General features: G+C 58.9%; 23 protein-coding genes and 1 pseudogene. 11 read left to right on the top strand and 13 right to left on the bottom strand.

The window, feature by feature from the left end; translation table 11 throughout:
• Nucleotides 1-65 precede the first annotated feature (65 nt).
• The 3 genes from BFN10_RS07940 to BFN10_RS07935 all read left to right on the top strand — a co-directional run bounded on the left by BFN10_RS07940 (nucleotide 66) and on the right by BFN10_RS07935 (nucleotide 2,018).
• Nucleotides 66-1,229 (top strand): S-type pyocin domain-containing protein, encoded by a 1,164-nt coding sequence (locus BFN10_RS07940; protein ID WP_071489221.1) that lies wholly within the window; start codon nucleotides 66-68, stop codon nucleotides 1,227-1,229.
• 20 nt (nucleotides 1,230-1,249) lie between these two features.
• Nucleotides 1,250-1,531, top strand: a complete 282-nt coding sequence (locus tag BFN10_RS28680) for a colicin E3-like toxin immunity protein (RefSeq protein ID WP_083351506.1) — start codon at nucleotides 1,250-1,252, stop codon at nucleotides 1,529-1,531.
• Nucleotides 1,532-1,676: 145 nt separating this feature from the next.
• Nucleotides 1,677-2,018 (top strand): hypothetical protein, encoded by a 342-nt coding sequence (locus BFN10_RS07935; protein WP_331715032.1) that lies wholly within the window; start codon nucleotides 1,677-1,679, stop codon nucleotides 2,016-2,018.
• A gap of 3 nt (nucleotides 2,019-2,021) precedes the next feature.
• On the opposite strand, the gene BFN10_RS07930 is transcribed toward BFN10_RS07935, so the two are convergent.
• The 3 genes from BFN10_RS07930 to BFN10_RS07920 all read right to left on the bottom strand — a co-directional run bounded on the left by BFN10_RS07930 (nucleotide 2,022) and on the right by BFN10_RS07920 (nucleotide 5,132).
• Nucleotides 2,022-2,588: a hypothetical protein gene (locus BFN10_RS07930; RefSeq protein ID WP_071489219.1), complete on the bottom strand. Its 567-nt coding sequence runs from the start codon at nucleotides 2,586-2,588 to the stop codon at nucleotides 2,022-2,024.
• 67 nt (nucleotides 2,589-2,655) lie between these two features.
• Nucleotides 2,656-4,704: a hypothetical protein gene (locus BFN10_RS07925; RefSeq protein WP_071489218.1), complete on the bottom strand. Its 2,049-nt coding sequence runs from the start codon at nucleotides 4,702-4,704 to the stop codon at nucleotides 2,656-2,658.
• 53 nt (nucleotides 4,705-4,757) lie between these two features.
• Nucleotides 4,758-5,132 (bottom strand): c-type cytochrome, encoded by a 375-nt coding sequence (locus BFN10_RS07920; RefSeq protein WP_071489217.1) that lies wholly within the window; start codon nucleotides 5,130-5,132, stop codon nucleotides 4,758-4,760.
• Between the two features lie 183 nt (nucleotides 5,133-5,315).
• Here BFN10_RS07920 and BFN10_RS07915 point away from each other — a divergent pair, with 183 nt between their 5' ends.
• The 3 genes from BFN10_RS07915 to BFN10_RS07905 all read left to right on the top strand — a co-directional run bounded on the left by BFN10_RS07915 (nucleotide 5,316) and on the right by BFN10_RS07905 (nucleotide 8,745).
• Complete coding sequence (locus tag BFN10_RS07915; RefSeq protein WP_071489216.1) at nucleotides 5,316-5,696, top strand: response regulator; 381 nt, start codon at nucleotides 5,316-5,318, stop codon at nucleotides 5,694-5,696.
• Between the two features lie 194 nt (nucleotides 5,697-5,890).
• Complete coding sequence (locus BFN10_RS07910) at nucleotides 5,891-6,505, top strand: biliverdin-producing heme oxygenase (RefSeq protein WP_071489215.1); 615 nt, start codon at nucleotides 5,891-5,893, stop codon at nucleotides 6,503-6,505.
• Nucleotides 6,502-8,745, top strand: a complete 2,244-nt coding sequence (locus BFN10_RS07905; protein WP_071489214.1) for an ATP-binding protein — start codon at nucleotides 6,502-6,504, stop codon at nucleotides 8,743-8,745. The genes BFN10_RS07910 and BFN10_RS07905 overlap by 4 nt, the downstream gene beginning before the upstream one ends.
• A gap of 62 nt (nucleotides 8,746-8,807) precedes the next feature.
• Here BFN10_RS07905 and BFN10_RS07900 read toward each other — a convergent pair.
• Nucleotides 8,808-9,248: pseudogene (locus BFN10_RS07900) on the bottom strand (sensor histidine kinase); the annotation flags it as partial.
• 596 nt (nucleotides 9,249-9,844) lie between these two features.
• Between BFN10_RS07900 and BFN10_RS07890 the strand changes: the two are divergent.
• Together BFN10_RS07890 and BFN10_RS07885 are read left to right on the top strand one after the other, a co-directional pair.
• A complete protein-coding gene (locus BFN10_RS07890; protein WP_071489211.1) occupies nucleotides 9,845-11,737 on the top strand; it encodes an alkaline phosphatase D family protein in 1,893 nt (630 codons plus the stop codon).
• 136 nt (nucleotides 11,738-11,873) lie between these two features.
• A complete protein-coding gene (locus BFN10_RS07885; RefSeq protein ID WP_071489210.1) occupies nucleotides 11,874-12,887 on the top strand; it encodes a diguanylate cyclase domain-containing protein in 1,014 nt (337 codons plus the stop codon).
• A gap of 11 nt (nucleotides 12,888-12,898) precedes the next feature.
• On the opposite strand, the gene BFN10_RS07880 is transcribed toward BFN10_RS07885, so the two are convergent.
• Entirely contained in the window at nucleotides 12,899-13,927 is a 1,029-nt protein-coding gene (locus BFN10_RS07880; RefSeq protein ID WP_071489209.1) for an amino acid ABC transporter substrate-binding protein, read from the bottom strand.
• Between the two features lie 144 nt (nucleotides 13,928-14,071).
• Here BFN10_RS07880 and BFN10_RS07875 point away from each other — a divergent pair, with 144 nt between their 5' ends.
• The 3 genes from BFN10_RS07875 (at nucleotide 14,072) to BFN10_RS07865 (ending at nucleotide 17,355) form a co-directional block, all read left to right on the top strand.
• Nucleotides 14,072-14,971, top strand: coding sequence for a LysR substrate-binding domain-containing protein (locus BFN10_RS07875; protein WP_071489208.1), 900 nt, complete (start codon nucleotides 14,072-14,074; stop codon nucleotides 14,969-14,971).
• A gap of 83 nt (nucleotides 14,972-15,054) precedes the next feature.
• Nucleotides 15,055-16,302, top strand: coding sequence for a 2-aminoadipate transaminase (locus BFN10_RS07870; RefSeq protein WP_071489207.1), 1,248 nt, complete (start codon nucleotides 15,055-15,057; stop codon nucleotides 16,300-16,302).
• Nucleotides 16,303-16,635: 333 nt separating this feature from the next.
• Nucleotides 16,636-17,355: a hypothetical protein gene (locus BFN10_RS07865; RefSeq protein WP_071489206.1), complete on the top strand. Its 720-nt coding sequence runs from the start codon at nucleotides 16,636-16,638 to the stop codon at nucleotides 17,353-17,355.
• Nucleotides 17,356-17,442: 87 nt separating this feature from the next.
• On the opposite strand, the gene ptaA is transcribed toward BFN10_RS07865, so the two are convergent.
• The 8 genes from ptaA to hmpA form a co-directional block, all read right to left on the bottom strand.
• Complete coding sequence (gene ptaA, locus BFN10_RS07860; protein WP_071489205.1) at nucleotides 17,443-18,525, bottom strand: pyoverdine biosynthesis transaminase PtaA; 1,083 nt, start codon at nucleotides 18,523-18,525, stop codon at nucleotides 17,443-17,445.
• A 144-nt stretch (nucleotides 18,526-18,669) separates the two neighbouring features.
• Nucleotides 18,670-19,557 (bottom strand): heme o synthase, encoded by an 888-nt coding sequence (cyoE, locus tag BFN10_RS07855; protein ID WP_003194050.1) that lies wholly within the window; start codon nucleotides 19,555-19,557, stop codon nucleotides 18,670-18,672.
• An 11-nt stretch (nucleotides 19,558-19,568) separates the two neighbouring features.
• A complete protein-coding gene (gene cyoD / locus BFN10_RS07850; protein WP_016979640.1) occupies nucleotides 19,569-19,910 on the bottom strand; it encodes a cytochrome o ubiquinol oxidase subunit IV in 342 nt (113 codons plus the stop codon).
• Nucleotides 19,910-20,536: a cytochrome o ubiquinol oxidase subunit III gene (locus BFN10_RS07845; RefSeq protein ID WP_058426759.1), complete on the bottom strand. Its 627-nt coding sequence runs from the start codon at nucleotides 20,534-20,536 to the stop codon at nucleotides 19,910-19,912. Before BFN10_RS07845 ends, cyoD begins: the two co-directional genes overlap by 1 nt.
• 3 nt (nucleotides 20,537-20,539) lie before the next feature.
• Nucleotides 20,540-22,558, bottom strand: a complete 2,019-nt coding sequence (cyoB, locus tag BFN10_RS07840) for a cytochrome o ubiquinol oxidase subunit I (protein ID WP_071489204.1) — start codon at nucleotides 22,556-22,558, stop codon at nucleotides 20,540-20,542.
• A 3-nt stretch (nucleotides 22,559-22,561) separates the two neighbouring features.
• Nucleotides 22,562-23,503, bottom strand: a complete 942-nt coding sequence (gene cyoA / locus BFN10_RS07835; protein ID WP_071489203.1) for a ubiquinol oxidase subunit II — start codon at nucleotides 23,501-23,503, stop codon at nucleotides 22,562-22,564.
• Nucleotides 23,504-24,294: 791 nt separating this feature from the next.
• Nucleotides 24,295-24,801 carry a disulfide bond formation protein B gene (locus BFN10_RS07830; protein WP_058426762.1) on the bottom strand — a complete coding sequence of 169 codons (507 nt, stop codon included), beginning with the start codon at nucleotides 24,799-24,801 and terminating at the stop codon, nucleotides 24,295-24,297.
• Nucleotides 24,802-25,014: 213 nt separating this feature from the next.
• Entirely contained in the window at nucleotides 25,015-26,196 is a 1,182-nt protein-coding gene (gene hmpA / locus BFN10_RS07825) for an NO-inducible flavohemoprotein (protein ID WP_071489202.1), read from the bottom strand.
• Nucleotides 26,197-26,343 lie beyond the last annotated feature (147 nt).

Raw genomic sequence — 26,343 nt, 5'->3', positions numbered from 1 at the left:
GCCGACATAAGCTTCTGCTCGCGCTCTCGTAGGCTCACCTCCTCGCACAAGGACGTGAGCCCGTCATGCCAGAACGCTTTTACCCACCCACCGAAGAAGAGTTACGCAAACGACGCATCCTGACGCCACAGCCATCGCGTGCGCCGTATTCGCCATCGGTTGATTTTTTCGAGCCATCCCCTGCCCCAGCCCCTACGCGAGCCAAACCTCCCGGCTGCGTCTTCATGAAGCCTTGCCAATTGCCTGACGGCATCACTCATTACTTCAACCCGGCAGGGTATGTGCCGTTGGAACTGATCAGGGAGTACGGCCACTTAAGCCTGCTGGGTGGGCGTGAGGTGGACAACAGGGGCGCGGTTGCCTTGCGCAAGATCGGCGGCAGCACATTGCCTGCAGGTTTGGGCCAGTTGGCGTTGCGGTCGGCCGTTTGGGAGTCGGCGGCAACTGCCGTTGGATCGGTCGCCGGGGGCCTGCTGACGGGCTTGGTGGCGCTGGCCTGGCCGTCAGAGCTGGGTGATAGCGCGCTCTACAGCGAGGAGCAGTTGCGTTCGATGCAACGGGCGCGGTCGCAGATGCGGTTGCATATCGAGCAACGCGAGGACGGCACGCTCAAGGGGTATGGGTTCTACACGGGCAACCATGCCGATTGGCAGATGATTGATGTGGTGCAATTCCAAAACCATAGCGATCAGTTTGTAGCGGATTTGGGTGAGGGTGTGGAGTTGATCTGGACACCCGCCGTTGATCCCAGCGACACGCTGGGGATTCCGCCATTGGAGGCTGCGCCGCAAGCGCCGATGATCTGGATTTATCCGCCGACGGAGAAAGCGGCGCAGATTCTGGTGAACCCGGTTTATCCGCCGGAGTATCGGGATTTTATTCTGGTGTTCCCGGTGGAGTCGGGGGTACGGCCGCTGTATGTGGTAGTGAATGAGCCTCGGAAGGGCTTGAAAAACCCAGATTATGGCTACCACCCGGCCCCCAAGACCAAGGAAATTACTGGTTTCCCTGGTTTGATAGAACAGAAGAGAAAGACGCGAAAACGTAACGGCGGCGGTCTTCGGGAACGTTGGAAGGACGCGAAAGGAAAGAGACTTTTTGAATGGGATTCGGAACAAGGTGAGCTGGAAGTCTACCGATACAGCGATGTGAAACACCTAGGTTCATTTGACCCTTATACCGGTGAGCGGCGGGGCCCGGCGAAAGATGAACGGCGAATTACAAAATAAACGGAGAGTCAATCAAGGTGATGAAGATAAGACTGGAATGGTTTGACAAACAAACCGAAAACTTAGAGGCGGACGAATACTCAGAAAACCTCAACGAGGATGATGGCATTCTCAAAGCACTGGACCTCCATGACGAGCCTCAAATTTATGCCGGAGGATTCGATGTTCTCCCAAGTTGGGTAGCGATTCTCCAGCCACATTTCCGACACGTTATAGAGCCTGGCCTTTTCGACTACCAAATCTCCTTCCGCTACCAAGGCGCCTGGCCACCGCCTCCAAAACAATCCAAAAAGGCGTCGTGATGCAATGAAACCCACATCGCAAAAGCCCCTCCTCTACCGCTCAGTCAACACCCGAACCCATGGCGTGCGCCACGGCAGTTGTCGCGCCTACCGGTATGAGCGGCACACCAAAAGCGAAAAAGACAAACAATCAAACCGCGGTTCGATGCATAGCCATCAACGGCATGGCTTTGATTACACCCCGCTATTCCGCTTTCTACTTTCCAAAGTCGGTCACCCATGGGATCAGGTGTTCAGCGAAGCCAACGCCCGCCTGGATCGTCCGGAGCCGATGTTCTGGATGGTCGCGCAACATGAAAGCGACAAGCAGGATTACGTGAGAACGGATGAGAACAGCTACTACAGCGGCTTGTGGGTCGACGAAGGCCGCCTGCTGCAAAAGGTCAACCCACAGCTGACGCCCGAGCAGATGAAACCCTTCTGCAACTGCTGCACCCACACCTTCAACGGTGTGGTATTCCCGCAGGGTCTACCACACCACGGCTAACCCTCAACCCGACTTACCCCCACTCCCCGCCTCAGCCACCGGTACCCGATTTGCCGGGTCCGTCACGTCATACACATGCTGCTCACACCCCGAACCCTTGAATTGGAATTCCACCAGATACACTTTTGCCTTCTCCGGGCTAAACGTATTCATCTCCGGCCCGCAGGTGTAGTAGTAACCAGTACGGGTGTCGTTCGCGTAACCCGATACAGTGAGTTTCTTGCCGGGGTCGGCCTGGATTTCCAGTTGTGGGAAACGCTTGAAGCCCGCACTGGCCACGGTCTGGTTGAGCTTGGCGATCCAGTTGAAGACCTTGCCTTCGCCGGTGTCCATCACCGTGCCGAGGGTTTCCATGCGTGAGTCAGGGTCGCCTTCGCGACTGATCGAGAAGTCGACGGCGGGGGTGCCGCCACTGGACTTCATAATGACTTTGGCGTGTTCCGCATCCACAGCCACGGTTTTCTGGCGAAACTGAATGCCGTCCTTGAACAGGCTGGATGATGAGTCGCGTTGGTTGGATTGGCAGGCGCCCAGGGCCAGAGCGAGGGAGAGCAATGCGATTCGCTTCACGGGGGATATCCTTATCGAATGAGGGTGATGAAGAGACTAGGGCTCACAGGGAATGTTCCAAACCTCGTCACCTGTCAATTTTGCGCAGTTTGCCGCCTGAAACCGACTGTGCCACGGCCAATTGTTCCTCGAAGCTGAAACCCGAAAGCTCGTAGAACAGACTCCGCACTGGCTGAGCCTGTTCGCCCCGCAGGGGATACCTGTGCAGCCGGGGCTGGGCCATGGTTCGGTAGACCCTGATCAGAGCCGGGTTCGCGGCATAACCTGCGAACTCACGCTGCGCACTTTCCACATCGCTATATAAGGCATAGCCGTAGTCGTGAGCGGTATCGGAGTCCGCGCGTCCTCCAAACCGGACTTCGCCATCCTTGAGAAAATGCCTGAGCAAGTGAGGATCCAGAATGGGCACGTCGTCATATGCAAAACCGGCGTGATAAGGACCACTGACGATCACCAACGGCAGCACGGTGACTTCGGACGCGTCGCTGAGGTGAGGAAAATACTGGCTGCAAAATGCCCCCAGCCCTTGCTGAATATGTTGGGCTTTTCGCCGCGCCTGGCGGGCTTTATGGATGATGCCATTGTTGTCGGAAAAATCGTTGTGGTAATCCAGCGGAGTTATCGGTGCTCGACGACTGCGCAGTTCACACACCACCAGCAGACTGCCAAACGAGAACACAAGGTCGATCTCCTCGACAACCTTGGACGGTCCTCTGAACTTCACCGCCCCCAACCATGTCAAGCCCGCCATGATCGGGTTGGTTTTGCGACAATCTTCCAACACCGCGAGCAGGTAACGTTCAAACAGTCGTCCGCGTTGCTTCCCTTTGGGGTCGATGATGCTGAGCCAGATATCAAAATTCCTGGAGATGCTGGCCGTCAACGGCGCACTGATCGGAATCAGTACGTCTTCATCCACCTTCACCAACGGTCGCGACCACAGGTCGTGCTGCAGGCTCTTGGCCTCGTAAAGGAGCAGATCAATGGCCGCGTTTACCTGTTCAACTGCAAGCCCCGTGGACTCTGCAAGCCGTTCGACAAGAGTGTTGCGGGAAAACCGCGGACACAGCTTGAGCAGGTCTTCCCACTGCCGAGGCGCAGGCATCTGCCCATAGCGCTCTTTGAGTTGCGCCGCGATCACCGCAAGGTGCAGCCAGATATGCAGCAGGTTTTGGCACTCGGTACTTTTTACAGCCGGGTCGGGAGAGGCATCGAACAACGGATGCAGGTACTCGTCGATCATGTAATACGGCGACAGATACGCATAAAGCGCGGCTGTCTGGACGCTGTCGCTTAATTCAGACCAGTTACCGATCGACAACACGTCAGTGCCGACGCATTGGATATAGCGCTGCCACCCGAGCCGGGGCACATAGGTTTGGCGACCCTGATGAAGGTCATTGGAAATTCTCAGACCGTTGGTACCGTTGTGGTGATCACGGCGGTATTCATAAATCACTTTGACCAGATCCAGATGCTCCGACGCAGAGGAGAGCAGTACGCCTTTGGAGTCGGCAAAAAACTCCATGCCGCCGTACAACAACTCTTGCCAGATTTTTTTGAAACTATGGGTCAGTTGAACCAGGTCGCTTTCATAGGCAAAAAAGTTGATAGCGCTGAGCATATGCGGGCAATTGTCGGGGAACAGCACACGCAGGTCATGGCGGTTTTGATACAGATCCCAGATCGGCCCGCAAAGCGAATCCAGCCGCAGCATGTTGAGGTGATCCGTTGGCAGGCCGGACTCACCGTTGGTCAATGAAGAACGGAATGAAAGGTGCTCTTCAAGGGATGCTGTCGGGTTGGCCTCGACAGCGTGCAGGGCCTCGGCAGCCATTGCGCAGAAGAAGTGATTGGCCGACCCGATATGTGCGCTGATCAGCGCGTCATACGTCAGCGGCTCATCTGTACTGAACGAATAGTGCAGACGGCTGCTCTTCACCCGTTTAAATTGGGTGTTCAGCCAGCGTGCGCCTTCCAGGAAGCCTCTTTCGATACTGTGCCCAGGATAAAGCGCCTGGTATTTCACAATCCAATCGTTGATGTCGAACTCGTCGAGCATCGCGGGGTGTGCCAGTTGTTTGTTGCGGGCGAGCTTGAGCAGTTGCCGGTCCATCAGCGTGCCTCTGGTTTTTTAAGGTGAAGCCCGCAGGCTTCGATCGACACCAATCACTTGGGCTGGAAGGTTTCCAGATACGCCAGGATGTTTTCAATTTTCTCCTGGTCGCTGATACCCCAGAAGATCATCCGCGTACCACTCACCACCTTCTTCGGCGCCTCGATATAGGCCGCGAGCTTGTCACGGGTCCAGACCACACCGGAGTTTTTCATCGCGTCGGAATACTGATAATCCGTGGTCGTCGCGGCGGGCCGGCCGATGATGCCGTTGAGTTGCGGGCCGAAACCGCCGCGCGCGCCTTCGCCGATGCTGTGGCAGCCGCCGCAGGTCTTGGTGAAGAGCTTGCCGCCTGCCTCGGCGTCGCCGGCCGCCAGAGCGGGGCTTGCGTTAAGGATCAGGGCGAGGGTGAAAAAGGCGTATTTCATCAAAAGCTCCACAGCCGGCAACGGTAGGCCGATTATGCCTGTATCAATTTCACTCCGCCGCTTCTGGTAACAGCCCGGGAAGCGCTCTGAAACGACCATCCATCGCCCGGTACACATCCAATCGAACCTATTCCAACCCATCCCACTCCACCTTACTGAATCCCTGATGGTGGAGTAAGGATCATGGCTCAGCCATCGATTTTGGTGCTGGAAGACGACGAAATCATTCGGGCGTTAATGGTGGATGTACTGGAGGATTTCGGCGCGCTGGTGACGTCGTTTCCTTCGGCGGATGAGGGGATGATTTATCTTGAGCGGGCCGATGATCCGGTCGACCTGATTGTCAGCGATATCCAGATGCCGGGCCTGCTCAATGGCTATGACCTGAGCAAGGTAGTGGCCCATCGTTGGCCGAAGGTGCCGGTGGTGTTGACCTCGGGGAATACCAAGTTGGCGGCGCAGTTGGGCGGCTCGGTGCGGTTTTTGCCCAAACCGTGGAGCACTGAGCATTTGATTGAGTGCGTACAAACGGCGCTGACCCAACAAGGCTTGTCAATGCACTGATAGCGTCACGATATCATCCAGATCGAACTTCATGGCGCCGTCCAGAGTCATTATGAAAGCAAGGAGCGACTTTTCTGATCCGCTGGTCAGCCTTTTCGCCTTGCGCGTACAGCTGCCCGCCATGAGTTGTGTAGAATTGTCGCCCGTTTAACGCGTCATTCATGGCCGAGAGGCCCACAGTTCGAGCTCACTGAATGCATTCACAGGCCCATGACGTTGGTGCGCCCTCTTTGCTGGAAACGTTGCGCACAGGCACGGCCCTGCTGCATGTGGCGCTGGAGAAGCGCCTGCCGTTTTTCTCTGAGCATCTGGATGCCGATTGGTATCAGCGCTTGCTTGAGGCGTACTACGGTTTTTATGGACCGATGGAAGCGGCGCTGTACGAATGTGAGTTGATCCCTGAGGGCTTTGATCAGGGGGCGCGTACGAAAACGCCGACGCTACTGCACGATCTCGATGCACTGGGCCTGAATGAACAGGCGATCGGCGCCCTGCCCCGCTGCGCCGAACTTCCGACCCTCGACACCTCCGCCGCCTGCCTCGGAGCCCTGTACGTGCTGGAAGGCGCGACCCTCGGCGGCCAAGTGCTGCGCCGGGAAATGGCCCAGCGCCTGGACGTCAATGCCGACAACGGTGGGGCGTTTCTCAATGTATACGGCGCCGAGACCGGTCGACGCTGGAAAGACTTTCTCGATTACCTGGGCCGCCTGCCGCTGGATGCCCCCGCCAAACAGCGCGCAGTAGAGGCAGCCCGTTCGACATTCCGCTGCTTTGAGCAATGGCTCGACAGCCAGGAGGTACTGCTATGAAACCCGAAGATTTTGAAGAGCTGCTTGCCAACTGTGCCGACGAGCCGATTCGCTTCCCGGGGGCGATCCAGCCCCATGGCGTGCTGCTGACATTGTCCGAGCCCGAGCTGACTATCATCCAGGTCAGTGCCAACGTTGGCAGCCTGTTCGGCCATGCGCCCGAGGCGCTGCTGGGCCAGCCACTGCACACGCTGATGGGCGCCGAGCACGCCCAGGCGGTTGCCGCCATGGCCGAAAACAACACGTTTTTTGACGCGCCACCGCTGCACGTTTCCTTTAACGGCGCAGAGTTCGAAGGCCTGCTGCACCGCCATCAGAATGTGCTGGTGCTGGAATTCGAGCCACGTCTCAAAGACTTCCGCCCACGGGCACTGAACGGGCGCATCAGTGACCTGGGCAAGATGCTGCAACGTTTGCAGGCGGCGAAAACCCTGCAAGCGCTGTACGAAATCAGCGTGACTGAAATCCAGGCCATGACCGGCTACGACCGCGTGCTGATCTACCGCTTCGAAGAGGAAGGCCATGGCCAGGTGATCGCCGAAGCGTCGGCGCCGTCCATGGAGCTGTTCAACGGATTGTTCTTCCCCGCGTCCGACATCCCGGAGCAAGCCCGCGAGCTGTATCGCACCAACTGGCTACGCATCATCCCGAACGCGGCCTACGAGCCGGTTCCACTGTTGCCCAAGCTGCGCCCGGACACCGGCCAGCCGCTGGACCTGAGCTTTGCCACCCTGCGCAGCGTGTCGCCGATTCACTGCCAGTACATGCAGAACATGGGCGTGTTGTCGTCCATGAGCATTTCGCTGATGAAGGGCGACAAACTCTGGGGGCTGATCAGTTGCGGCAACCGCGAGCCGCTGCTGGTGCCGAACGAGCTGCGCACCACCTGCCAGACCATCGGCCAGGTGCTGTCGTTGCAGATCAGCGCCATGGAGGCCCTGGACCTGAGCCGTCAGCGCGAGGAAAAAGTCGAGGCCCTGGCATTGCTCGACCAGGCGATGAAACGCTCGGAAGATAACGTATTCGACGGCCTGGCCCAGCAACCGCAGGTACTGATGGACCTGACCCTGTCCGGCGGCGTGGCGATCATCGAAGACAAGCAGTTGCACCGCTACGGCAACTGCCCGGAGCCGGCGCAGATCCGCGCCTTGCACAAGTGGCTGCAAGAGCGCAGCGAGCCGGTGTTTTCCAGCCATAACCTGGTGTCGGTGTACCCGCCGGCCGCCGAGTTCCAGCAGGTGGCCAGTGGTGTGTTGGCCATGAGCCTGCCCAAGCCGGTGGATAACGCTGTGCTGTGGTTCCGTCCGGAAGTGAAAGAGAACATCAATTGGAGTGGCGACCCGAAAAAACCGCTGGACCTGGAAAACTCCGACGCTGGCCTGCGCCTTCGCCCACGTACCTCGTTTGAAATCTGGAAAGTGGAGATGGCCGGTATCTCCACCAAGTGGAGCCATGGCGACCACTTTGCCGCCAACGACCTGCGCCGCTCGGCCCTGGAAAACGACCTGGCGCGCCAGGTGCTGCGTGAGCAACAAGCGGTGCGTGCGCGTGATGAACTGGTGGCGGTGGTGTCCCACGACCTGCGTAACCCAATGACAGTGATCTCGATGCTGTGCGGCATGATGCAAAAGGCCTTCAGCTCCGATGGCCCACACACCTCGCGACGGATTTCCTCGGCCATCGACACCATGCAACAGGCGGCCGGGCGCATGAACGTACTGCTGGAAGACTTGCTCGACACCTCGAAAATCGAGGCCGGGCGGTATGTGGTCAAGCCGGTGGCACTCGACGTGACCCAGATCTTCGAGGAAGCCTATTCCCTGCTGGCACCACTGGCGATGGATAAGGGCATCGACCTGTCTTTCAACGCCGAGCCGGGCCTGCAGATCAATGCCGACCCGGAGCGTCTGTTCCAGGTGCTGTCGAACCTGATCGGCAACGCGATCAAGTTCACTCCGCGCCAGGGCAACATCGGCATCAGCGCCATGAGCAATGGCGAAGAGATCGTGTTCTCTGTGCGCGACTCCGGCGAAGGCATTGCGCCGGAACAACTGCCGTACGTGTTCGATCGCTACTGGACCCAGACGGAAAACAACCCGACCGGCAGCGGGTTGGGGCTGTACATCACCCAAGGTATCGTCCAGGCCCACGGCGGCAAGATCGTTGCCGAGAGTGAAGTGGGTCGGGGGAGTGAGTTCCGGTTTACGGTGCCGAAGGTGATCGACGACTCGCATACCTGACTGAACGTCCCGACTGTGAAGGTCGAGACTTTTGTGGTGAGCGGGCTTGCCACAAGCCATGTTTAAACGGGCAACACCACCACCGCTTCCAGCCCTCCGCCCTGGCGCTCAGCCAGGGTCAGGGTGCCGCCATGTTCCAGCACAATCGCCCGAGCGGTCGAGAGTCCCAAGCCGACACCGCCCGTGCTTTTGTTGCGTGAGCTTTCCAGGCGATAGAACGGCAGGCACACCTCCTCCCGATATTCGGCCGCAATGCCCGGCCCGCGATCCAGCACGCGAATCACGACCTCGTTCTGTGTGTGCTGCAATTCGATCTCCGGCGCGATGCCATAGTGGATCGCGTTGTCCACGAGGTTGGTGATCACCCGCTTGAGGCCCAGGGGCCGGCCGAAGCCCACCAGAGGTGGCGGGCCGCGAAAGGTGATGTCGGTCGCCAGGTCGTGGTAGTCGTCGATCAGGGTTTGCAGCAACGCCGCCAGGTCCAGTTGGGTGCGGTCTTGGATGAAGTGGCGTAATTGCGCCTGCAGCAACTGCCAGATTACTGCGTTGCGTACTGTGGTAGCGGAAAATCGGGCGGCTTTTATGGGCAAGGGCCAGGAAGGCGCGACATCGCTCGGGCTGGACAGTTGCGCGAACAGCACCTCGAATGACGCCTGAAAGCGTTGGCCAGCCGTGTCATAACTTGCAGCAACGTGTTTATAGCTGACTCATTTCGCTCCCTATAAGTTTGGCCTCACTTCGCTGCAACTGGCGAAGTAATCCTCTACTCAATAGAAGGAAACATCCATGCTAAGCGCTATCAATCACACACTGGGCAGCTTTTACTCGCCACTGCAGCAGGATGATGCAGAGCCCCAGCGCAGGAAGCGCAGCATTGACGTCACACACTCGCAACTTAACTACGACGATCTTGAGAGCACGGCAGCCAACGACCGCCGCAAAAGGGGAGGTGGGCTAGACTCTATTGGTCAAGGCAGATTGCTCTAACCCGTCCTATTACGAAGGGCAGTGCACGGCCCTTCGTATCCTTGTTTAACAAAACCATGACACTTACTGAGTTAACCTTGCCGGTCAAGCCCAGCGTGGAACCATTACCTGCATGCCGCACCTCGATACACTGCCCGCCGTATTGGCCGGCCCACTGCTGCGCCGCCTCGAATCCCGGCGCCTGGTGTTGTGGCTGGTGGGCAGTCGAGCCCTGCAACTGACCCTGCAGTTGCATCTGCCCGCCCAAATCCTGGAGATCAACCTGGATCATTGCCAGGTCGTTCCGGTGGGGCACCATGCTTTTATCCACTTGATCGATGTACCGCTGGACGATGCCCTGCCCCAGGACATAACGATCCGTTACGACCTATTGTTCGACAACACCGGCATCGCCGACTGGGCGCCACACCTGCTGTACGCCAACGCCCAATACCCAAGCTTCGTTTTGCACAGCCGTATCCACCAGTTGGTACACGGCTCATGCCGCAAACCCCATCACAGCGCCGATGAAGGCCTGCTGTGTGTCGACCGCCTGCTGGCCGATGCCACCACTGCCGCCGAGCGCCCGGCCCTGCTGATGATGAGCGGTGACCAGGTGTACGCCGACGATGTGGCCGGGCCGATGTTGCGCGCCATACATGCATTGATCGCACGCCTGGGCCTGTTCGATGAATACCTGGAGGGCGCCGTGATCGATGACAGCGCCAGCCTCTACGGGCATCGTGCCAGCTACTACCATCGCGCCGACCTGCTGCCGGCACTGGACAGCAACGAAACCCTGCGTGAACGCTTCTTTGGCGGTGTGAAAAAACCGATCTTCACCAGCAGCACTGCTGATAATCACCTCGTGACCTTCGCTGAAGTCATCGCGATGTACTTGCTGGTATGGTCGCCAACGTCCTGGGAACTGATCGCGCCCGAAGCGCCTCAGCTGGGTACAGAAGAACTGCAGCGCTACACCCGCGAACAAATGCAGCTCGACCGATTCCGCAAGGGCCTGCCAGCCGTCGCCCGGGTGTTCGCGCACCTGTCCACCTTGATGATCTTTGACGATCACGACATCACCGACGACTGGAACCTCAGCGCCCAATGGGAAGCCACCGCCTACGGCCACCCGTTCTCCAAACGCATCATCGGTAACGCTCTGCTGGCGTACCTGCTCTGCCAGGGCTGGGGCAACCAGCCGGAGGCGTTCAACGAACTGGTCAGCCAAACCCAGGCGCTCACCTGCCAGCCCCAGGCCAACCACCTGCAAGCCGCCGCCCAGGATGATTTGATCCAAGCGCTGCTCAACTTCCAGCAATGGCACTACGTGCTACCCACTACCCCGGCCCTGGTGGTGCTCGACACCCGAACGCGCCGTTGGCGCAGCGAGTTCACCCTCAAGCAACCGTCCGGCCTGCTGGACTGGGAGGCGTTAAGTGAGCTGCAACAGGAACTGCTCGACCATCCTTCGGCCATCATTGTTTCCCCCGCCCCAATCTTTGGCGTGAAGTTGATCGAGACGGTCCAGAAGATTTTCAGCTGGTGCGGCCACCCGTTGCTGGTGGATGCGGAAAACTGGATGGCCCACCGTGGCGCTGCCCAGGTGATCCTCAATATCTTTCGCCACTCGCGTACACCGGGTAACTACGTGATCCTTTCAGGTGACGTTCACTATTCATTCGTCTACGAAGTGCTGATCCGCCATCGCAACGCTGGCCCCAGGATCTGGCAGATCACCAGCAGTGGCATCAAGAATGAATTCCCTCCACGTCTGCTGGAATGGTTTGACCGGCTCAACCGTTGGCTCTACTCACCCCGCTCGCCCCTCAACGGGCTCACGCGCCGTCGCAGTATGCAGGTGGTGCCGCATATTCCCGAGCATGCCGAAGCCGGCGAGCGGTTGTGGAATTCGGCGGGGATCGGCCAGGTGTTTTTCAACGAGCAAGGCCAGCCTGAGGCGATCTACCAGCACAACGCGGATGGGAAGGGGCGGACGGAGATGATGGCACCTGGTAAATAGCCATTAGCCATCAACCTTTAGCCGTACATCTGCCCTATTCAAAGCACCCAGGCCCCGTTGTACAGTAGCGCCAGCCACGGAGTATCGGCGTCAACAACGGCAGGCCTTGAGGCCTGCTCAGGCAAGGAATGCGCACATGGTCGATAACTCCGACAACAACCCGTTGGAACAGGACTTCTCTCACTTCAACGCCGACATGCTGCACACCGTGCTGGAGTTGGTCAGCGACGGGATCTGGGACTGGAACGCCAATACAGGGTTCGTCTACCGCAACCCAGGCTGGTACGAAATGCTGGGTTATCCCCGCCACGCGCTGGAGAACAGTGTATTCACCTGGGAAAGCGTGATTCACCCGGACGACTATGCCCAAGTAATGAAGTTGTTTGACGATTACATCCACCGGCGTGCCCCTCACTACCAGGCCGAGTACCGCTGCCGCAAAAAAGACGGCAGCTACTTGTGGATCGAAGACCGTGGCTACGTGATTGCGCGTAACGCCGACGGCTCGGTCGCAAGGATGGTAGGCGCCCATCGCAACATTCATCTGCGAAAATGCTCCGTCGAACAGTTGGAAAGACGCAATCAATCCCTTGAGGCGCTGGTGGCCGAGCGCACACGCGAGCTGTCGCGGGTCAACCAGCAGTTGCAGCTACAGCTGGATGAAAACCGCTCGCTGGCCGAACGGGATGCCCTGACCCTGGTCGCCAACCGCTACCGCCTGGAGAAAGTGCTGCTGGAAGAATGCGACCGCGCCCAACGCTTTCGCCTGCCGCTGACGCTGATCGCGATGGATATCGATGACTTCAAGCCGATCAATGACCGTTTCGGTCATGGCGTGGGCGATCAGACGCTGGTGCAGGTAGTGGAATGCCTGCAACGCTGTATTCGCCGTGGGGATCTGTTGGCCCGATGGGGCGGCGACGAATTTGTGCTGGTCCTGCCCAAGACCTCGCTGGACAGTGCGAAGGCACTGGCAAAGAGCATCCGCCAGCAATTGAAAAACAGCTCGCAAGGCGGCGACTTCAGAGTCACCTTGAGCCTGGGTGTAGCCGAGCGCGAACGGGATGAGTCCCCCGCCGCGCTGATGGCGCGTGCCGACCAGGCGTTGTACCGCGCCAAAGCGGCGGGAAAAGATGGAGTGTCTGAATAACAGCCCCCGTGCTATCGAACCGGCGGTGCGTACTGGATGCCGCCGTTGTTCCATAGCGCATTGAGCCCGCGCTTGATCTTCAGCACGCTGCCCTGGCCGATGTTGCGCTCGAACACCTCGCCGTAATTACCCACCTGCTTGACGATCTGCACCACCCAATCCTTGCGCAGCTTGAGGTCCTTGCCGTATTCGCCATCAGCTCCCAGCAACCGGGCAACATCCGGGTTCTTGCTGCTCTTGGCCTGCTCCTCGACGTTCTGCGAGGTGATGCCCATTTCCTCGGCATTGAGCATGGCGAACAAGGTCCACTTGACGATGCTGAACCACTCATCATCGCCTTTACGCACCAGCGGCCCCAAAGGTTCCTTGGAGATCACTTCCGGCAACACCACGAACTCGTCCGGGTGGGCCATCTTGATGCGCTGGGCGTACAAGCCCGACTGGTCGGTGGTCAGCACGTCGCAGCGCCCGGCCTCCAGGCCCTTGGCGCTTTCGTCGGCGGTGTCGAAGGTGATCGGCGTGTACTTCATGCCGTGGGTGCGGAAGTAATCCGAGACGTTCAGCTCGGTGGTGGTGCCGGCCTGGATACACACGGTCGCGCCGTCCAGCTGCCTGGCGCCGGTAACGCCCAGTTTGTTGTTCACCAGAAAGCCGATGCCGTCGTAGTAGGTCACGCCGGTGAACACCAGTCCCATGCCCGAATCGCGGGAGCTGGTCCAGGTGGTGTTGCGCGAGATCAGGTCGATTTCACCGGATTGCAGTGCGGTGAAGCGCTCCTTGGCGGTCAACTGGGTGAACTTCACTTTCGATGCGTCGCCGAAGACCGCCGCCGCCACCGCGTGGCACACGTCCACATCGATGCCGGTCATCTTGCCCGTGCTATCCGGTACGCCAAAACCCGGCAGGCCGTCGCTGACACCGCACTGGATGAAGCCTTTCTTCTGGATGGCGTCCAGGGTCACGCCCGCCTGCGCGCTGCTCGCCAGGCCCAATGCAGCGGTGGCGCCGATCATGGCCAAGGTGGTTTTGAATGGGTTCATGCAAGGCTCTCCCTGTCATTCCTTATTATTCGGCGTCGTGCAGCCCGCGCCGGTTTATAGTGCTGCCGGGCAGTATCAACGGCTTTGCGCCGCTGCCACAAACGACCTTTAGGCAAAGGCTCCTTCCGATTTGGAATGAAGTGCATGATTTCAAAACGCTTGACCCCTTCGATGACCGCCCTGCAATGCTTCGAGGCAGCCGCCCGCCACTTGAGCTTTACCCGTGCCGCCGAAGAACTGCACCTGACCCAGAGTGCGGTGAGCAAACAGGTCGCGCAGTTGGAAGAGATGCTCTGCCACAACCTGTTCGACCGGGTGCGCCAGCGTTTGTACCTGTCGCCGGCCGGGTCGCTGTACCTGGCCGAAGTGCACAAAATCCTCACACAGGTGGACATCTCCAGCCGCTACATCCTCACCTACGGCGGCGAGACCGAAGTGCTGCGCATCGCCACCCAGCCGACCTTCGGCGACCGCTGGCTGGTGCCCAAGCTCAAGGATTTTGCAGCGAAGCATCCGAACATCCACCTGGATGTGCGCAACGAGCTGGAGCCGTTCGATGTGTTGCAGGCCAAGGCGGATATCGCGTTTTTCTTCGGCCAGGGTTCATGGCCGGGAGCAACTTGCATCGAGCTGTTCCGTGAGGCAGTGGTGCCGGTGTGTGCGCCGGGTTTTGTCGCCGAAGGCAGTGATGCTTCGTCACGTCACACCCTGCTGCAATGCACCTCGCGCCCGGAGGCCTGGCATGAGTGGTTCCTGGAGCAGGGCCTGCACTCGCAGAACAGCTATCACGGGCCGCGCTTCGACACGTTCTACATGTGCATTCGCGCGGCGCAGTCGGGCTATGGCGTCGCGTTGGTGCCGCAGTATCTGGTGGCCGAGGAGCTGGCCCAGGGCAGCCTGATGATCCCCTGGGACTATGCGATGCCCAGCAGCGGCGCGCACTTTATCGCCCATGCCGAACATGCCGGCGAGATTCCCAAGGTGAAGGCTTTCCTGAGCTGGATGGTCGACTATGTAGGCGCACATCGCGATTTTCAGTCATGACCCGGCGACTTTATTTCGTTTGCGACAAGGGTGGGTGCCCGGCTTAGATAAAAAGACGCCCGTCACTGCCGAGTCTGCGATTCATGAGCCACGAAACCATCAGCCAGTCGATTTCCATCGTGCACCCCATCAGCCTCAGCCACGGAAAAAATGCCGAGGTCTGGGACACCACGGGCAAACGCTATATTGATTTTGTCGGCGGAATCGGTGTGCTCAACCTCGGTCATTGCCACGCGGGCGTGGTCGAGGCGATTCGTGACCAAGCCACCCAGCTGACCCATTACGCGTTCAACGCGGTGCCGCACGCGCCCTACATCGAACTGATGGGGCGGCTGACGGCATTTATCCCGGTGACCTACCCGGTCAGCGGCATGCTCACCAACAGCGGCGCGGAAGCGGCGGAAAACGCCCTGAAGATCGTGCGCGGCGCCACTGGCCGCACGGCAGTGATCGCCTTTGACGGTGCCTTCCACGGTCGTACCCTGGCCACCCTCAACCTCAACGGCAAGGTGGCCCCCTACAAACAGAAAGTCGGTGTGCTGCCGGGCCCGGTGTATCACCTGCCCTATCCGAGTGCCGACAATGGCGTGACCTGCGCCGAAGCGTTGAAGGCCATGGAGCGCCTGTTCAGCGTGGAAATCGATGTCAACGATGTGGCCTGTTTCATCATCGAGCCGGTGCAGGGCGAAGGCGGGTTTCTCGCACTGGATAGCGAATTCGCCCAGGCGCTGCGACGCTTTTGCGATGAACACGACATCCTGCTGATTGCCGATGAAATCCAGTCGGGCTTTGGTCGTACCGGCCAGCGCTTTGCGTTCTCGCGGCTGGGTATCGAACCGGACTTGATCCTGCTCGGCAAAAGCATCGCCGGTGGAGTGCCGCTGGGCGCCGTGGTCGGGCGCAAGGCGCTGATGGATAACCTGCCCAAAGGCGGTTTGGGCGGGACCTATTCCGGCAACCCCATCGCGTGTGCGGCGGCCTTGGCCACGCTGGATGCGATGACTGACGAACACCTGCACGCCTGGGGCGCACAGCAGCAACACGCCATCGTCAGCCGCTATGAAAGCTGGCGGGCGCAAGGCCTGCCGTACCTGGGCCGCCTGACCGGCGTCGGCGCCATGCGCGGCATCGAGCTGGCCAACGCCGACGGCACCCCTGCACCGCAACAGCTCGCTCAACTATTGGGCCTGGCGCGGGGCGCCGGGTTGTTGCTGATGCCCAGCGGCAAGTCGCGGCACATTATCCGTTTGCTTGCGCCGCTGACCATTGAACCCGTAGTGCTGGAAGAAGGCCTGGATATCCTCGAGGCCTGCCTCAAGCAGTTGGACTAGTAGCGCGCATCCACGGGCCTGCCGCCGTTCGGCTAGTCCTTGACCTTGTCGGGGAAGTCCGGGCGCGGTTGTCCCGAGAACATCGCAATACTCCTTTAAAACCTGACCTGGAGTGGTCTCCTCGGTTCAGGTCTGCAATTGTTTTTATGCGTGATCAGGCAGATCACCAGGGCCAGCCAAGCCCCAGGCTTGTTGTCGCGAAATTCCCCAAGCAGCCACTTGATATGGATCAGCGGAACCTCAAAGGCAGTGTGCTGCCTTGACCTGACCTCCCTCCCCCCTGAAAATGCCCGACGCTTTTTTGTCCTCGTTTACTGAAGTAGTGAAATTTCAATGTCCGATTCTTACACCGAACAATCTGCCACCGAAGAATCCGTCGTCGCCTTGCACGCCAAAGCCGAATACGAAAACGCCATCAATCTTTCACAGCATCTGCCCGCCGCCAAGATCATCAGCGAGATGGTGCTGGACGCGTTCCACACCTCCAAGGAAAGCGACCAGATCCGCGAACTGCGCGTGGCCATCCGTCAGGCCCACGATGCCTTCGACGACGACAAGGCCTACGACCTGATGGGTCAGCTCAAACAGCTCAAGGACGCCGAGGCCGCCGACAACGCTGCCCTGGAAAACTTGAGCAGCCAGTTCTCCATCAGCCGCATCCTGTCCTGCTTCAAGGACGACCCCGAGTTCCAGGAGCTGGTCTACGGCCTGGCGTTGAAAGTGCTGAACCAGAGCCACCAGGCCATCAGCAACCCGAGCGCCGGCAAGAGCAAGGCATCCCGCCCGAAGAAAGAAGCCGAAGTGTTTGTGATCAGCAAGGATGGCATCAGCGTCACCCTGCCGCTGCGCACGCCGCGCTCGAAACTGAACGTTGACCGTGAGGCGTTCGAGTTCCTGGGCTTCAGCTTTGTGGGTGAAGGCGATGAAGCGGAGCTGGAAGTCGAGAGCTTTGTGGATAACGCCGGTGCCGAACAGCCTTTGAACCGCAAGAGCGTGATTACCGCGTTGCAGCAGCAGACGGCGTTTGATGGGTACAGCATCGCGCAGCAGTAACCCTTAATCCCAACCCTTTAATCCGCAACACTGCTGGGTACCATGTGGGAGCGAGCACGCCCGCTCTCACATGTGTTCGGCGTCGCGTCAACTGACCTGCTGCGCAAACACCTCGCGAAACCGCGCCATATCCTGCTTGTCCCCCACCGTCACCCGTACCCACTGCGGCCAGCTTTTAAACACCCGGCCGATCATCACACCTTGCGCCGCCAGCTTTTCGATCACCTGCTCCGCCGGTTGCTTCACGTCGATCATGAAGCAGTTGGCCTGTGACGCGGTGCAGGTGAAACCCCGGCCTTTCAACCACGCCACGGTCTCATCACGCAGTTGATTGTTGAGGGCTTTGCGTTGCGGCAACAGCTTCACGTCCTCCAGGCTGGCGAGGCCGCCCAGCAACGTGCTGCCCGCCGGGACGTTGTCACCTCCAAACACGGCCAGGCGTTCCAGCAGCGCCGGATGACCGACCGCCAGGCCCAGGCGGGCACCGGCCATGCCGTAGATTTTCGAGAAGGTGCGCAGCACCAGCAGGTCATCGTGGTCCTTGACCCAACTGACCACGCTGGGCGTATTGGCGAAGTCGATATAGGCCTCATCCACCACCAACACGCTGCCTTCGGGTTTGTGTGCCAAGGCCTGGCGGATGGCGTCGGTGGGCGTCACGGTGCCGGTCGGGTTGTTGGGGTTGCACAGGTAGAGCATGCCGGCCTGGGGGTCGGCAGCGAGCATGGCCGGGATGTCGTGGGCGTGGTCGGCGTTGAGGCTGACTTCCTTGACCGAGGCCTTGTTCGCCTGCGCCGCCTGACGTGGCACTTCGTAGGATGGCGTAGCCATCACCAGACCGCGGGTCTCGCTGGTGAATGCCAGAACGGCATAGCGCAGTGCAGCCATGGAGCCGGCAAATACCGCCACCTGTTCTTCGGCAATCCCCTGCTGCTGGGCAAACAGCCCGGCCAGGGCGTACATGTGTTTGTAGGGATAACGCCCGGCTGTGGCGATTCCCTTCTGCATGGCTTCGCGGGCGACCTGAGAGGGCCCATAGGGGCTTTCGTTGTAGTTGAGCAGCACCTTGTCAATCTTGGTCGGCGGGCTGGCAACCGCCCAATCGAGGCGCCCCAGCAGAGGCAGGGCGGCGCCCAGGGCGAGAAGGGACCGACGACTTACGCTGACCATAGGGCTACTCCTTGTAGGCGGGTGATGGATTCGCACAGCACGTACTGAGGGGTATGACGATAAACGCAGCCGGGGATTTAAACCCCGTCCAAGAAAAAGCCCCGCGCTTCTCTCGAAGGCGGGGCTTTTTCACTGCGGGACCACTCAGTGAGCGTAGGTCAACAACAGCTCTTTCGGCACTTGGAAATCCAGGGACATCATCACGCTCAGCGCGGTGATGGTGAAGATCGAGAACACGAACAGCTTGCGCGCCCAGACGGTGTCATCCACCGCCTTGTAGCCGGTCCAGGCCATGTACAACCAGTACATGCCCATGGCGGCGGCAACGGCAAGGTAGCTCATGCCGGCGTAGCCACTGAAGGTCAACATCAAGGTCGCCACGAGGAAGGCCAGGATGTACAGCAGGATGTGTTTCTTGGCGACCTGGATACCCCGTTTTACCGGCAATACCGGAATCGAAGCAGCCAGGTAGTCGTTGAAGCGGAAAATCGCGATGGCGTAGGAATGCGGCATCTGCCACAGGCTGAACATCACCAGTAGCGTCAGCGCGGCCATGTCGAAGCTATTGGTCACAGCCACATAACCAATCACCGGCGGCATCGCCCCCGACAGACTGCCCACCAGCGTGCCGTGAACCGACTTGCGCTTGAGGTACAGGCTGTAGAGGCCGACGTAGATGACAAAACCGATCACGGCAAACAGCGCCGCCAGCGGGTTGGCCACCTTGTACAACAACGCCACACCGGCAACACCCAGGACGGTCGCGTAGATCAGTGCCAGTTTCAGGGAGATGAGGCCCTGGACCAGCACACGATTCTTGGTGCGCTCCATCTTGATATCGATGTCACGGTCGATGCAGTTGTTGAACACACATCCGGAAGCTACCACCAGGGACGTACCGATCATTGCAGCCAGGAAGATGGCCAGATCGACATGTCCCTTGGAGGCCAGGAAGAAACCGCCCGCCACAGAAAGCACGTTACCGAAAATGATCCCCGGTTTGGTGATTTGGATAAAGTGCTTAAGCGACATCGGGTCTTACCTCACTTCGCCATCATGAACGTATGGATGCTGAACATGATCCATATCGACAGGCCAACCAGCAGTACGATTACGATCCCTGCGAACACGAACGCAACCACGTTGTCGCGCTGCTCCTTGGAACGGTCCAGGTGCAGGAAGTACACCAGGTGCACCAGAACCTGAATCACCGCGAATGCCAGCACGATCATCAAGGTGATCGACTTCGGCAGGGTCGGGTACATCACCAGACCGAACGGGATGAGCGTCAGGATTACCGACAGGATGAAGCCGATGGCGTACGACTTGACGCTGCCGTGGCTTGCATCATGGCTGTCATGGTCATGGGAGTGTGCATTAGCCATTACAGAGTCCCCATCAGGTAAACAACGGTGAAGACGCAGATCCAGACCACGTCCAGGAAGTGCCAGAACAGGCTCAGGCAGGTCAGGCGAGTCTTGTTGGTGTTGGTCAGGCCGTGCTTATTGACCTGATACATCATCACCGCCATCCACAGCAGGCCGGCAGACACGTGCAGACCGTGGGTGCCTACCAGCGTGAAGAACGCGGACAGGAAGCCGGAACGGTGCGGGCCGTAGCCTTCGGAGATCAGCAGGTGGAACTCGTTGATCTCCATGCCGATGAAGCCCAGGCCGAACAGGAAGGTCAGGGCCAACCAGCTCAGTACGCCTTTCTTGTTGCCCTTGTAGAAGGCCAACATGGCGAAGCCGTAGGTGATCGAACTGAACAACAGCAAGGCGGTTTCGCCGAGCACGTAAGGCAGTTCGAAGATGTCGTGGCCCGACGGGCCACCCGCTACGTTGTTTACCAGTACCGCGTACACCGCGAAGATCGACGCAAACAAGATGCAGTCGGTCATCAGGTAGAGCCAGAAACCGAAAACGGTCATCGGCCCCGAGTCGTGGTGATGGTCATCGTGCCCATGGTCATCGACATGGGCGTGTCCAGCATTGGTCACTAAGTTCGACATGGTTTAAGCCTGTTCCAACGAGGTTTCAACACGGTTGGCCGGGATCTTCTTCTCGGCTACCAGGCGAGCGTGCTGCTCGGCTTCGATGCGCTCGATCGTCTCGACCGGCACCATGTAGCCTTGATCATCACGGGCAGCGTGAATGATGAAGTAACCGATAGTGCCCACCAGGCTCACGATTGCCAGCCACCAGATGTGCCAGATCATCGCGAAACCGAACACAGTCAAGAGCGCGCCCATCACCACACCAGTGGCGGTGTTGTTTGGCATGTGGATAGGTTCGTAGTGCTTCGGACGCTGGTACGCAGTACCGTCTTCCTTGGCTTCGGTGAACGCATCAATGGTGTTCGCGGTAGGGATCACGGCGAAGTTGTAGAACGGCGGTGGCGACGAAGTCGACCATTCCAGGGTGTGGCCATTCCATGGGTCGCCGGATTCGCAAGCGTTCTGCTTACGGTCACGGATACTCACGTACAGCTGGATCAGCTGGCAGGCGATACCCACGGCGATCATCACCGCACCGAACATGGCGACGTACAGGTACGGCACCCACTCAGGGTTGGTAGTGGCGTTCAGACGACGGGTCATGCCCATGAAGCCCAAGGCGTAGAGCGGCATGAACGCGACGAAGAAGCCCGAGATCCAGAACCAGAATGCAGCCTTGCCCCAACCTTCGTGCAGCTTGAAGCCGAACGCTTTCGGGAAGTAGAAGCTGAAACCAGCGATGTAACCGAATACCGCACCGCCGATGATCACGTTGTGGAAGTGAGCGATCACGAACAGGCTGTTGTGCAGGACGAAGTCAGCACCCGGGATGGCCAGCAGTACGCCGGTCATGCCGCCGATGGCGAAAGTCACCATGAAGCCCAGGGTCCACAGAACCTGGCTGGTGATACGCAGACGGCCGTGGTAGATGGTGAACAGCCAGTTGAATAGCTTCACCCCCGTCGGGATGGAAATCAGCATCGTCGCCAGGCCGAAGAAGGCGTTGACGCTGGCGCCCGAACCCATGGTGAAGAAGTGGTGCAGCCACACCATGAAGCCCAGTACGGAGATCGCGCCCGATGCGTAGACCATCGAGTGGTGACCGAACAGGCGCTTGCCGGTAAAGGTCGAGATCACTTCGGAGAAGATACCGAACGCTGGCAGGATCAGGATGTACACCTCAGGGTGACCCCATGCCCAGAACAGGTTCACGTACATCATTGGATTGCCACCAAGTTCGTTGGTGAAAATGTGGAAATCCAGGTAACGGTCAAGCGACAGCAGCGCCATGGTAGCGGCCAGGATCGGGAACGAAGCCACGATCAGGACGTTGGCCCAGGTGCAGGTCCAGGTGAAGATCGGCATGTCCATCAGTTTCATGCCAGGGGCGCGCATTTTCAGGACGGTGGCCAGGAAATTGACCCCCGTCAATGTCGTCCCGAGCCCTGATAACTGTAGCGCCCAGATGTAGTAGTCCACACCCACGCCCGGGCTGTACTGGATCCCCGACAATGGCGGATACGCAACCCAACCGGTCTTGGCGAATTCGCCGACGCCCAGGGACACGTTGATCAGCACAACACCGGAAACCAGCAGCCAGAAGCTCAGGGAGTTCAGGAACGGGTAGGCAACGTCACGGGCACCGATCTGCAGCGGCAAGGCAAGGTTCATCAGGCCGGTGAAGAATGGCATCGCCATGAAGATGATCATGATCACACCGTGGGCGGTGAAGATCTGGTCATAGTGTTCAGGTGGCAGGTAGCCAGGCGAACCCTCGGTGGCCATGGCCAACTGGGTACGCATCATGATGGCGTCGGCAAAACCACGCAGCAGCATGACCATGGCAACGATGACGTACATGACGCCGATTTTCTTGTGGTCGACGGACGTCAGCCACTCGGTCCACAGGTAGGTCCACTTCTTGAAATAAGTGATTGCTGCAAACAGTGCCAGACCACCCAGCGCGATCATGGCGATGGTCACCATCACGATCGGCTCGTGGAACGGGACCGCATCCCAACTTAATTTACCAAACATCGTTTACTCCTCTGCCCCAGCAGTTGAATGCGAGCCCGTGTCAGAACCTTCAACCACGGCCACTTCTTTCTTCTCGTGCTTGACCGGCTTGCCTGGCTTCATACCTTCGTACTTGTCGACGATTTTCTGAAACAGGTTCGGCTCATACGCGGAGTACAGGGCGACTGGGTTGTTCTGGCTCGGTTTGGTCAGGGCATCGTATTCAGCTTGATCAAGCTGTTTAGGTGCGGCCTTGACTTCGGCTACCCAGGCGTTGAAATCTTCCTGGCTCGTCGAGATCGCTTTGAATTTCATGCCGGTGAAGCCAGCGCCGCTGTAGTTCGCGGAGATGCCTTCCATTTCAGCTTTTTCGTTGGCGATCAGGTGCAGGCGGGTCTGCATGCCTGCCATCGCGTAGATCTGGCCACCCAGGGCAGGGATGAAGAACGAGTTCATCACGGCGTCGGAGGTGATCCGGAAGTTGAGCGGGGTGTGCTCGGGGAACTTGATCTCGTTGACCGTGGCGATACCCAGGTCCGGGTAGATGAACAGCCACTTCCAGTCCAGCGCGACCACTTCGATGTTGATCGGCTTGACGTCGGACTCCAGCGGACGGTACGGGTCCAGCTCGTGGGTCGACTTATAGGTGATGTAACCCAGGGCGATGATGATGAGGATCGGGACCAGCCACACCGCGATTTCGATCTTGGTGGAGTGCGACCACTTCGGCGCGTAGGTCGCGCTGGTGTTCGACGCGCGGTATTTCCAGGCGAAGGCGAAGGTCATGATGATCACAGGAACCACGACCAGCAGCATCAGCAGGGTGGCGGTGATGATCAGGTTTCGTTGATCCAGACCGATCTGTCCTTTCGGGTCCATCAAGGTCCACTTGCAGCCTCCCAGCATTAACATCATGCCAAGCAGCGGCAAAAAGCCTAGTAATCGGGGGTACCTGTTTTTACTCATCTCACGACCTCTAAAGCAGCTTGCGCAATGCAGTTGGGTTTTGATCGCCAACACTTCACCCTGCCAAGGGTTGGCATTTCTCTTCGATTGAATAAGAGCCTGCCCATCACGTCATAAGGGAACGTTTCACGGACCTGCGGTGAGTTCTTATTCGATTTCGTGGTTAAAGGCCTTGTTACAGACCAATTCCATTTGGTGCGGATAGTTGAAAGGCTGCCGGAACCTTGGGGTCGCACAGAGCCGTCCATCTGCCCTTCGACCGCTCCAGTGCTCAAATATTGAACAGCACCGGACATTCAGTGCGGGCGATTGTAGTTAGCTAGCGATGTATAAACCATGTCTTATAAAGAAATAATTTTTATCGATTACAGCAATAATCCTTCACCATTATTGCAACGGTTCGCGATCTTATCGTGTTCGATTCTCAACAAAAACCACAAAAATTGCCGTGTTATAGGGCAGCGTGCCGCCCCCCTTACCGTGTGTAAGGGGCTGCCAAACCGATGAAACCCCCCATAAAACAAGGCATTCGGACATCACCGAATCCCTGGCGCGGCGCGAGGTGCGCGGCCTTCCCAGCACCACGAACTGACAGCACATCTTGGCGGTTTTATGCAAATTTAAGCGGGTGTTCGGCGGGTCAGAATCGTCCTGCGGCGGCTTCCGTGTGACAACATGTCGCACACTGCGCGCACCCAAAATTGTCCGGCGTCACGTTGCGTTCACAAATTCCCACACACAAAAACGCCCCGGCCTTCATGAAGAAGCGCCGGGGCGTTTGAGTGAATGATTCAGGCTTTTCGCTGGCGATTGCGATAGATGCCCAGCGGTACCAGGATCACGGTCAGCACGAAGGCCACCAATGCCCATTGCGCCAGGGAAAGCCCCAGTACGGGTGGGTACGGTGTGCTGCAGAAGCCATCGACCTGGAAGCCCAGGGGGAACACCTTGGCCAGCGGCAGGTCATCGACGATCGGTTGCAGCACATCGATGCCGCAACTGACCTGGGGGAAGAACTGGGTGTACACGTGATGACCGGCGGCGGCGACACCGCCAAGGGCGCTGAGCACTACCAGGCCTTCGAACAGCGTGATCGCACCTTTTTTACGCATGGCCGCGCCGATGAACGCGAAGATCGCGATCAACAGCAAGGCATAGCGTTGCAGGATGCACAGCGGGCATGGCGCCTCGCCGAGTACCACCTGCATGTACAACGCACCGCCGATCAACGCCAGGCAGATGATGCCCAGCAACACCAGAAAGCGCCGCTCCCTGCCTAAACGCAATTCGTCACTCATCCCCGTATCCCTTTGTTTGGTTGTGCCAATGGGCGCAAGTTTACACACAGGCCACCGTTTAAACAGAGGGGGGTTAACAGCGGATTAATCCAGAGAAATGTTGTGACGGGGCGGACGCCATCGCGGGCAAGCCCGGCTCCCACAGAGAAATGCGATCCCCTGTGGGAGCCGGGCTTGCCCACGATGATGCCGACCCGGTGTATCGGCTAAACCCTATTCCAGCGCCGCAGCCGGGCCAAAGAATTCGTAGCGGCTTTGCTGCTCAGGCACGCCCAGGGCCTTGAGGTGGCGCTTGATCGCAGCCATGAAGCCTTTAGGCCCGAGGAAGTAGGCGTCCAGGTCGCGCTGCTCGGGCAGCCAGGCGGCCAGTTGTTCCTGGCTGAGCAAACCCACCTTGTCCGCCGCAGGGCTCACCCCATCGTCTTCGGTGTAGCAGTAGAAGCGCTTGAGTTGCGGATGCTTCGCCGCCAGGGCGTCCACCCAGTCACGAAACGCATGTACGCCGCCGTTACGTGCACAGTGGATAAAGTGCACCGGGCGCTCGGTAGCCAGGGCGGCTTCGAGCATCGGCAGGGTGGGTGTGATCCCTACCCCGCCGCTGATCAGTACCAGCGGCTTATCGCTGGCCGCCAGGGTGAACTCGCCCGACGGCGTGAACAGGTCGATGGTCGCACCGACATGCACTTGGTCGTGCAGGTAGTTGGACACCCGGCCACCCGCTTCGCGCTTGACGCTGATGCGATACATCCCGCTATCGGTCAACGCCGACAGGGAGTAGTTGCGGCGCACTTCTTCACCGTCGAGCACCAGCTTCATGCCGATGTACTGGCCCGGCGCGGCCGCGAGGATCGGGCCATTGTCCACAGGGGCAAAGTAGAAGGAGATGATCTCGTCGCTCTCGACCACGCGCTTGACCACGATAAACGGCCGCGCCCCCCGCCAGCCACCGGGTGCCTGGGCTTTTTCGGCGTAGATCGCAGCTTCGGCGCCGATCAGGATATCCGCCAGTTGGCCGTAGGCCGCGCCCCAGGCACTCATGACTTCAGGGGTGGCAATCTCGCTGCCCAGCACTTCGCAAATCGCACGCAGCAGGCAGGCACCGACGATCGGGTAATGCTCCGGCAGGATCTGCAGGGCCACGTGCTTGTTGATGATCTTGGCCACCAGGTCGCCCAATTGGTCGAGTTGGTCGATATGTCGCGCGTACATCAACACGCCATTGGCCAAGGCACGGGGCTGGTCGCCGCTGGCCTGGTGAGCCTGGTTGAACAGCGGGCGGACTTCCGGGTACTCGGACAGCATCATGCGGTAGAAATGGGTGATCAACGCTTCACCGCCGCTTTCCAGCAGGGGCACGGTGGATTTGACGATGGCACGGTCTTGGGCACTAAGCATGGGAGCCTCCTGGGCTTCTTTACTGATTGTCTTTATCTACTCAGTATTCGTGCCAACCAATAATCCGTTTATTTTCAACGACTTAATTAACATGTAGTCAGTATGACCTCCTACAGCTTATAGTCATTAGGACTACAAGGAGTCATT

Source organism: Pseudomonas extremorientalis (assembly GCF_001870465.1).
GTDB classification, from domain to species: domain Bacteria; phylum Pseudomonadota; class Gammaproteobacteria; order Pseudomonadales; family Pseudomonadaceae; genus Aquipseudomonas; species Aquipseudomonas extremorientalis.
The sequence above is the reverse complement of the archived record's forward strand: the minus strand, read 5'-3'. Positions and strand labels throughout refer to the sequence as shown.

Excerpts from the sequence above, each read along its gene's own strand:
- hmpA (WP_071489202.1), bottom strand. The coding sequence starts at position 26,196 with ATGCTTAGTGCCCAAGACCGTGCCATCGTCAAATCCACCGTGCCCCTG.
- BFN10_RS07870 (WP_071489207.1), top strand. The coding sequence starts at position 15,055 with ATGAGCCACGAAACCATCAGCCAGTCGATTTCCATCGTGCACCCCATC.
- BFN10_RS07885 (WP_071489210.1), top strand. The coding sequence starts at position 11,874 with ATGGTCGATAACTCCGACAACAACCCGTTGGAACAGGACTTCTCTCAC.
- cyoA (WP_071489203.1), bottom strand. The coding sequence starts at position 23,503 with ATGAGTAAAAACAGGTACCCCCGATTACTAGGCTTTTTGCCGCTGCTT.
- BFN10_RS07925 (WP_071489218.1), bottom strand. The coding sequence starts at position 4,704 with ATGGACCGGCAACTGCTCAAGCTCGCCCGCAACAAACAACTGGCACAC.
- BFN10_RS07880 (WP_071489209.1), bottom strand. The coding sequence starts at position 13,927 with ATGAACCCATTCAAAACCACCTTGGCCATGATCGGCGCCACCGCTGCA.
- BFN10_RS07845 (WP_058426759.1), bottom strand. The coding sequence starts at position 20,536 with ATGTCGAACTTAGTGACCAATGCTGGACACGCCCATGTCGATGACCAT.
- cyoD (WP_016979640.1), bottom strand. The coding sequence starts at position 19,910 with ATGGCTAATGCACACTCCCATGACCATGACAGCCATGATGCAAGCCAC.
- BFN10_RS07890 (WP_071489211.1), top strand. The coding sequence starts at position 9,845 with ATGCCGCACCTCGATACACTGCCCGCCGTATTGGCCGGCCCACTGCTG.
- BFN10_RS07940 (WP_071489221.1), top strand. The coding sequence starts at position 66 with ATGCCAGAACGCTTTTACCCACCCACCGAAGAAGAGTTACGCAAACGA.
- BFN10_RS07935 (WP_331715032.1), top strand. The coding sequence starts at position 1,677 with ATGCATAGCCATCAACGGCATGGCTTTGATTACACCCCGCTATTCCGC.
- BFN10_RS28680 (WP_083351506.1), top strand. The coding sequence starts at position 1,250 with ATGAAGATAAGACTGGAATGGTTTGACAAACAAACCGAAAACTTAGAG.
- cyoE (WP_003194050.1), bottom strand. The coding sequence starts at position 19,557 with ATGTCGCTTAAGCACTTTATCCAAATCACCAAACCGGGGATCATTTTC.
- BFN10_RS07830 (WP_058426762.1), bottom strand. The coding sequence starts at position 24,801 with ATGAGTGACGAATTGCGTTTAGGCAGGGAGCGGCGCTTTCTGGTGTTG.
- BFN10_RS07920 (WP_071489217.1), bottom strand. The coding sequence starts at position 5,132 with ATGAAATACGCCTTTTTCACCCTCGCCCTGATCCTTAACGCAAGCCCC.
- BFN10_RS07865 (WP_071489206.1), top strand. The coding sequence starts at position 16,636 with ATGTCCGATTCTTACACCGAACAATCTGCCACCGAAGAATCCGTCGTC.
- BFN10_RS07915 (WP_071489216.1), top strand. The coding sequence starts at position 5,316 with ATGGCTCAGCCATCGATTTTGGTGCTGGAAGACGACGAAATCATTCGG.
- BFN10_RS07875 (WP_071489208.1), top strand. The coding sequence starts at position 14,072 with ATGATTTCAAAACGCTTGACCCCTTCGATGACCGCCCTGCAATGCTTC.
- BFN10_RS07905 (WP_071489214.1), top strand. The coding sequence starts at position 6,502 with ATGAAACCCGAAGATTTTGAAGAGCTGCTTGCCAACTGTGCCGACGAG.
- ptaA (WP_071489205.1), bottom strand. The coding sequence starts at position 18,525 with ATGGTCAGCGTAAGTCGTCGGTCCCTTCTCGCCCTGGGCGCCGCCCTG.
- cyoB (WP_071489204.1), bottom strand. The coding sequence starts at position 22,558 with ATGTTTGGTAAATTAAGTTGGGATGCGGTCCCGTTCCACGAGCCGATC.
- BFN10_RS07910 (WP_071489215.1), top strand. The coding sequence starts at position 5,891 with ATGCATTCACAGGCCCATGACGTTGGTGCGCCCTCTTTGCTGGAAACG.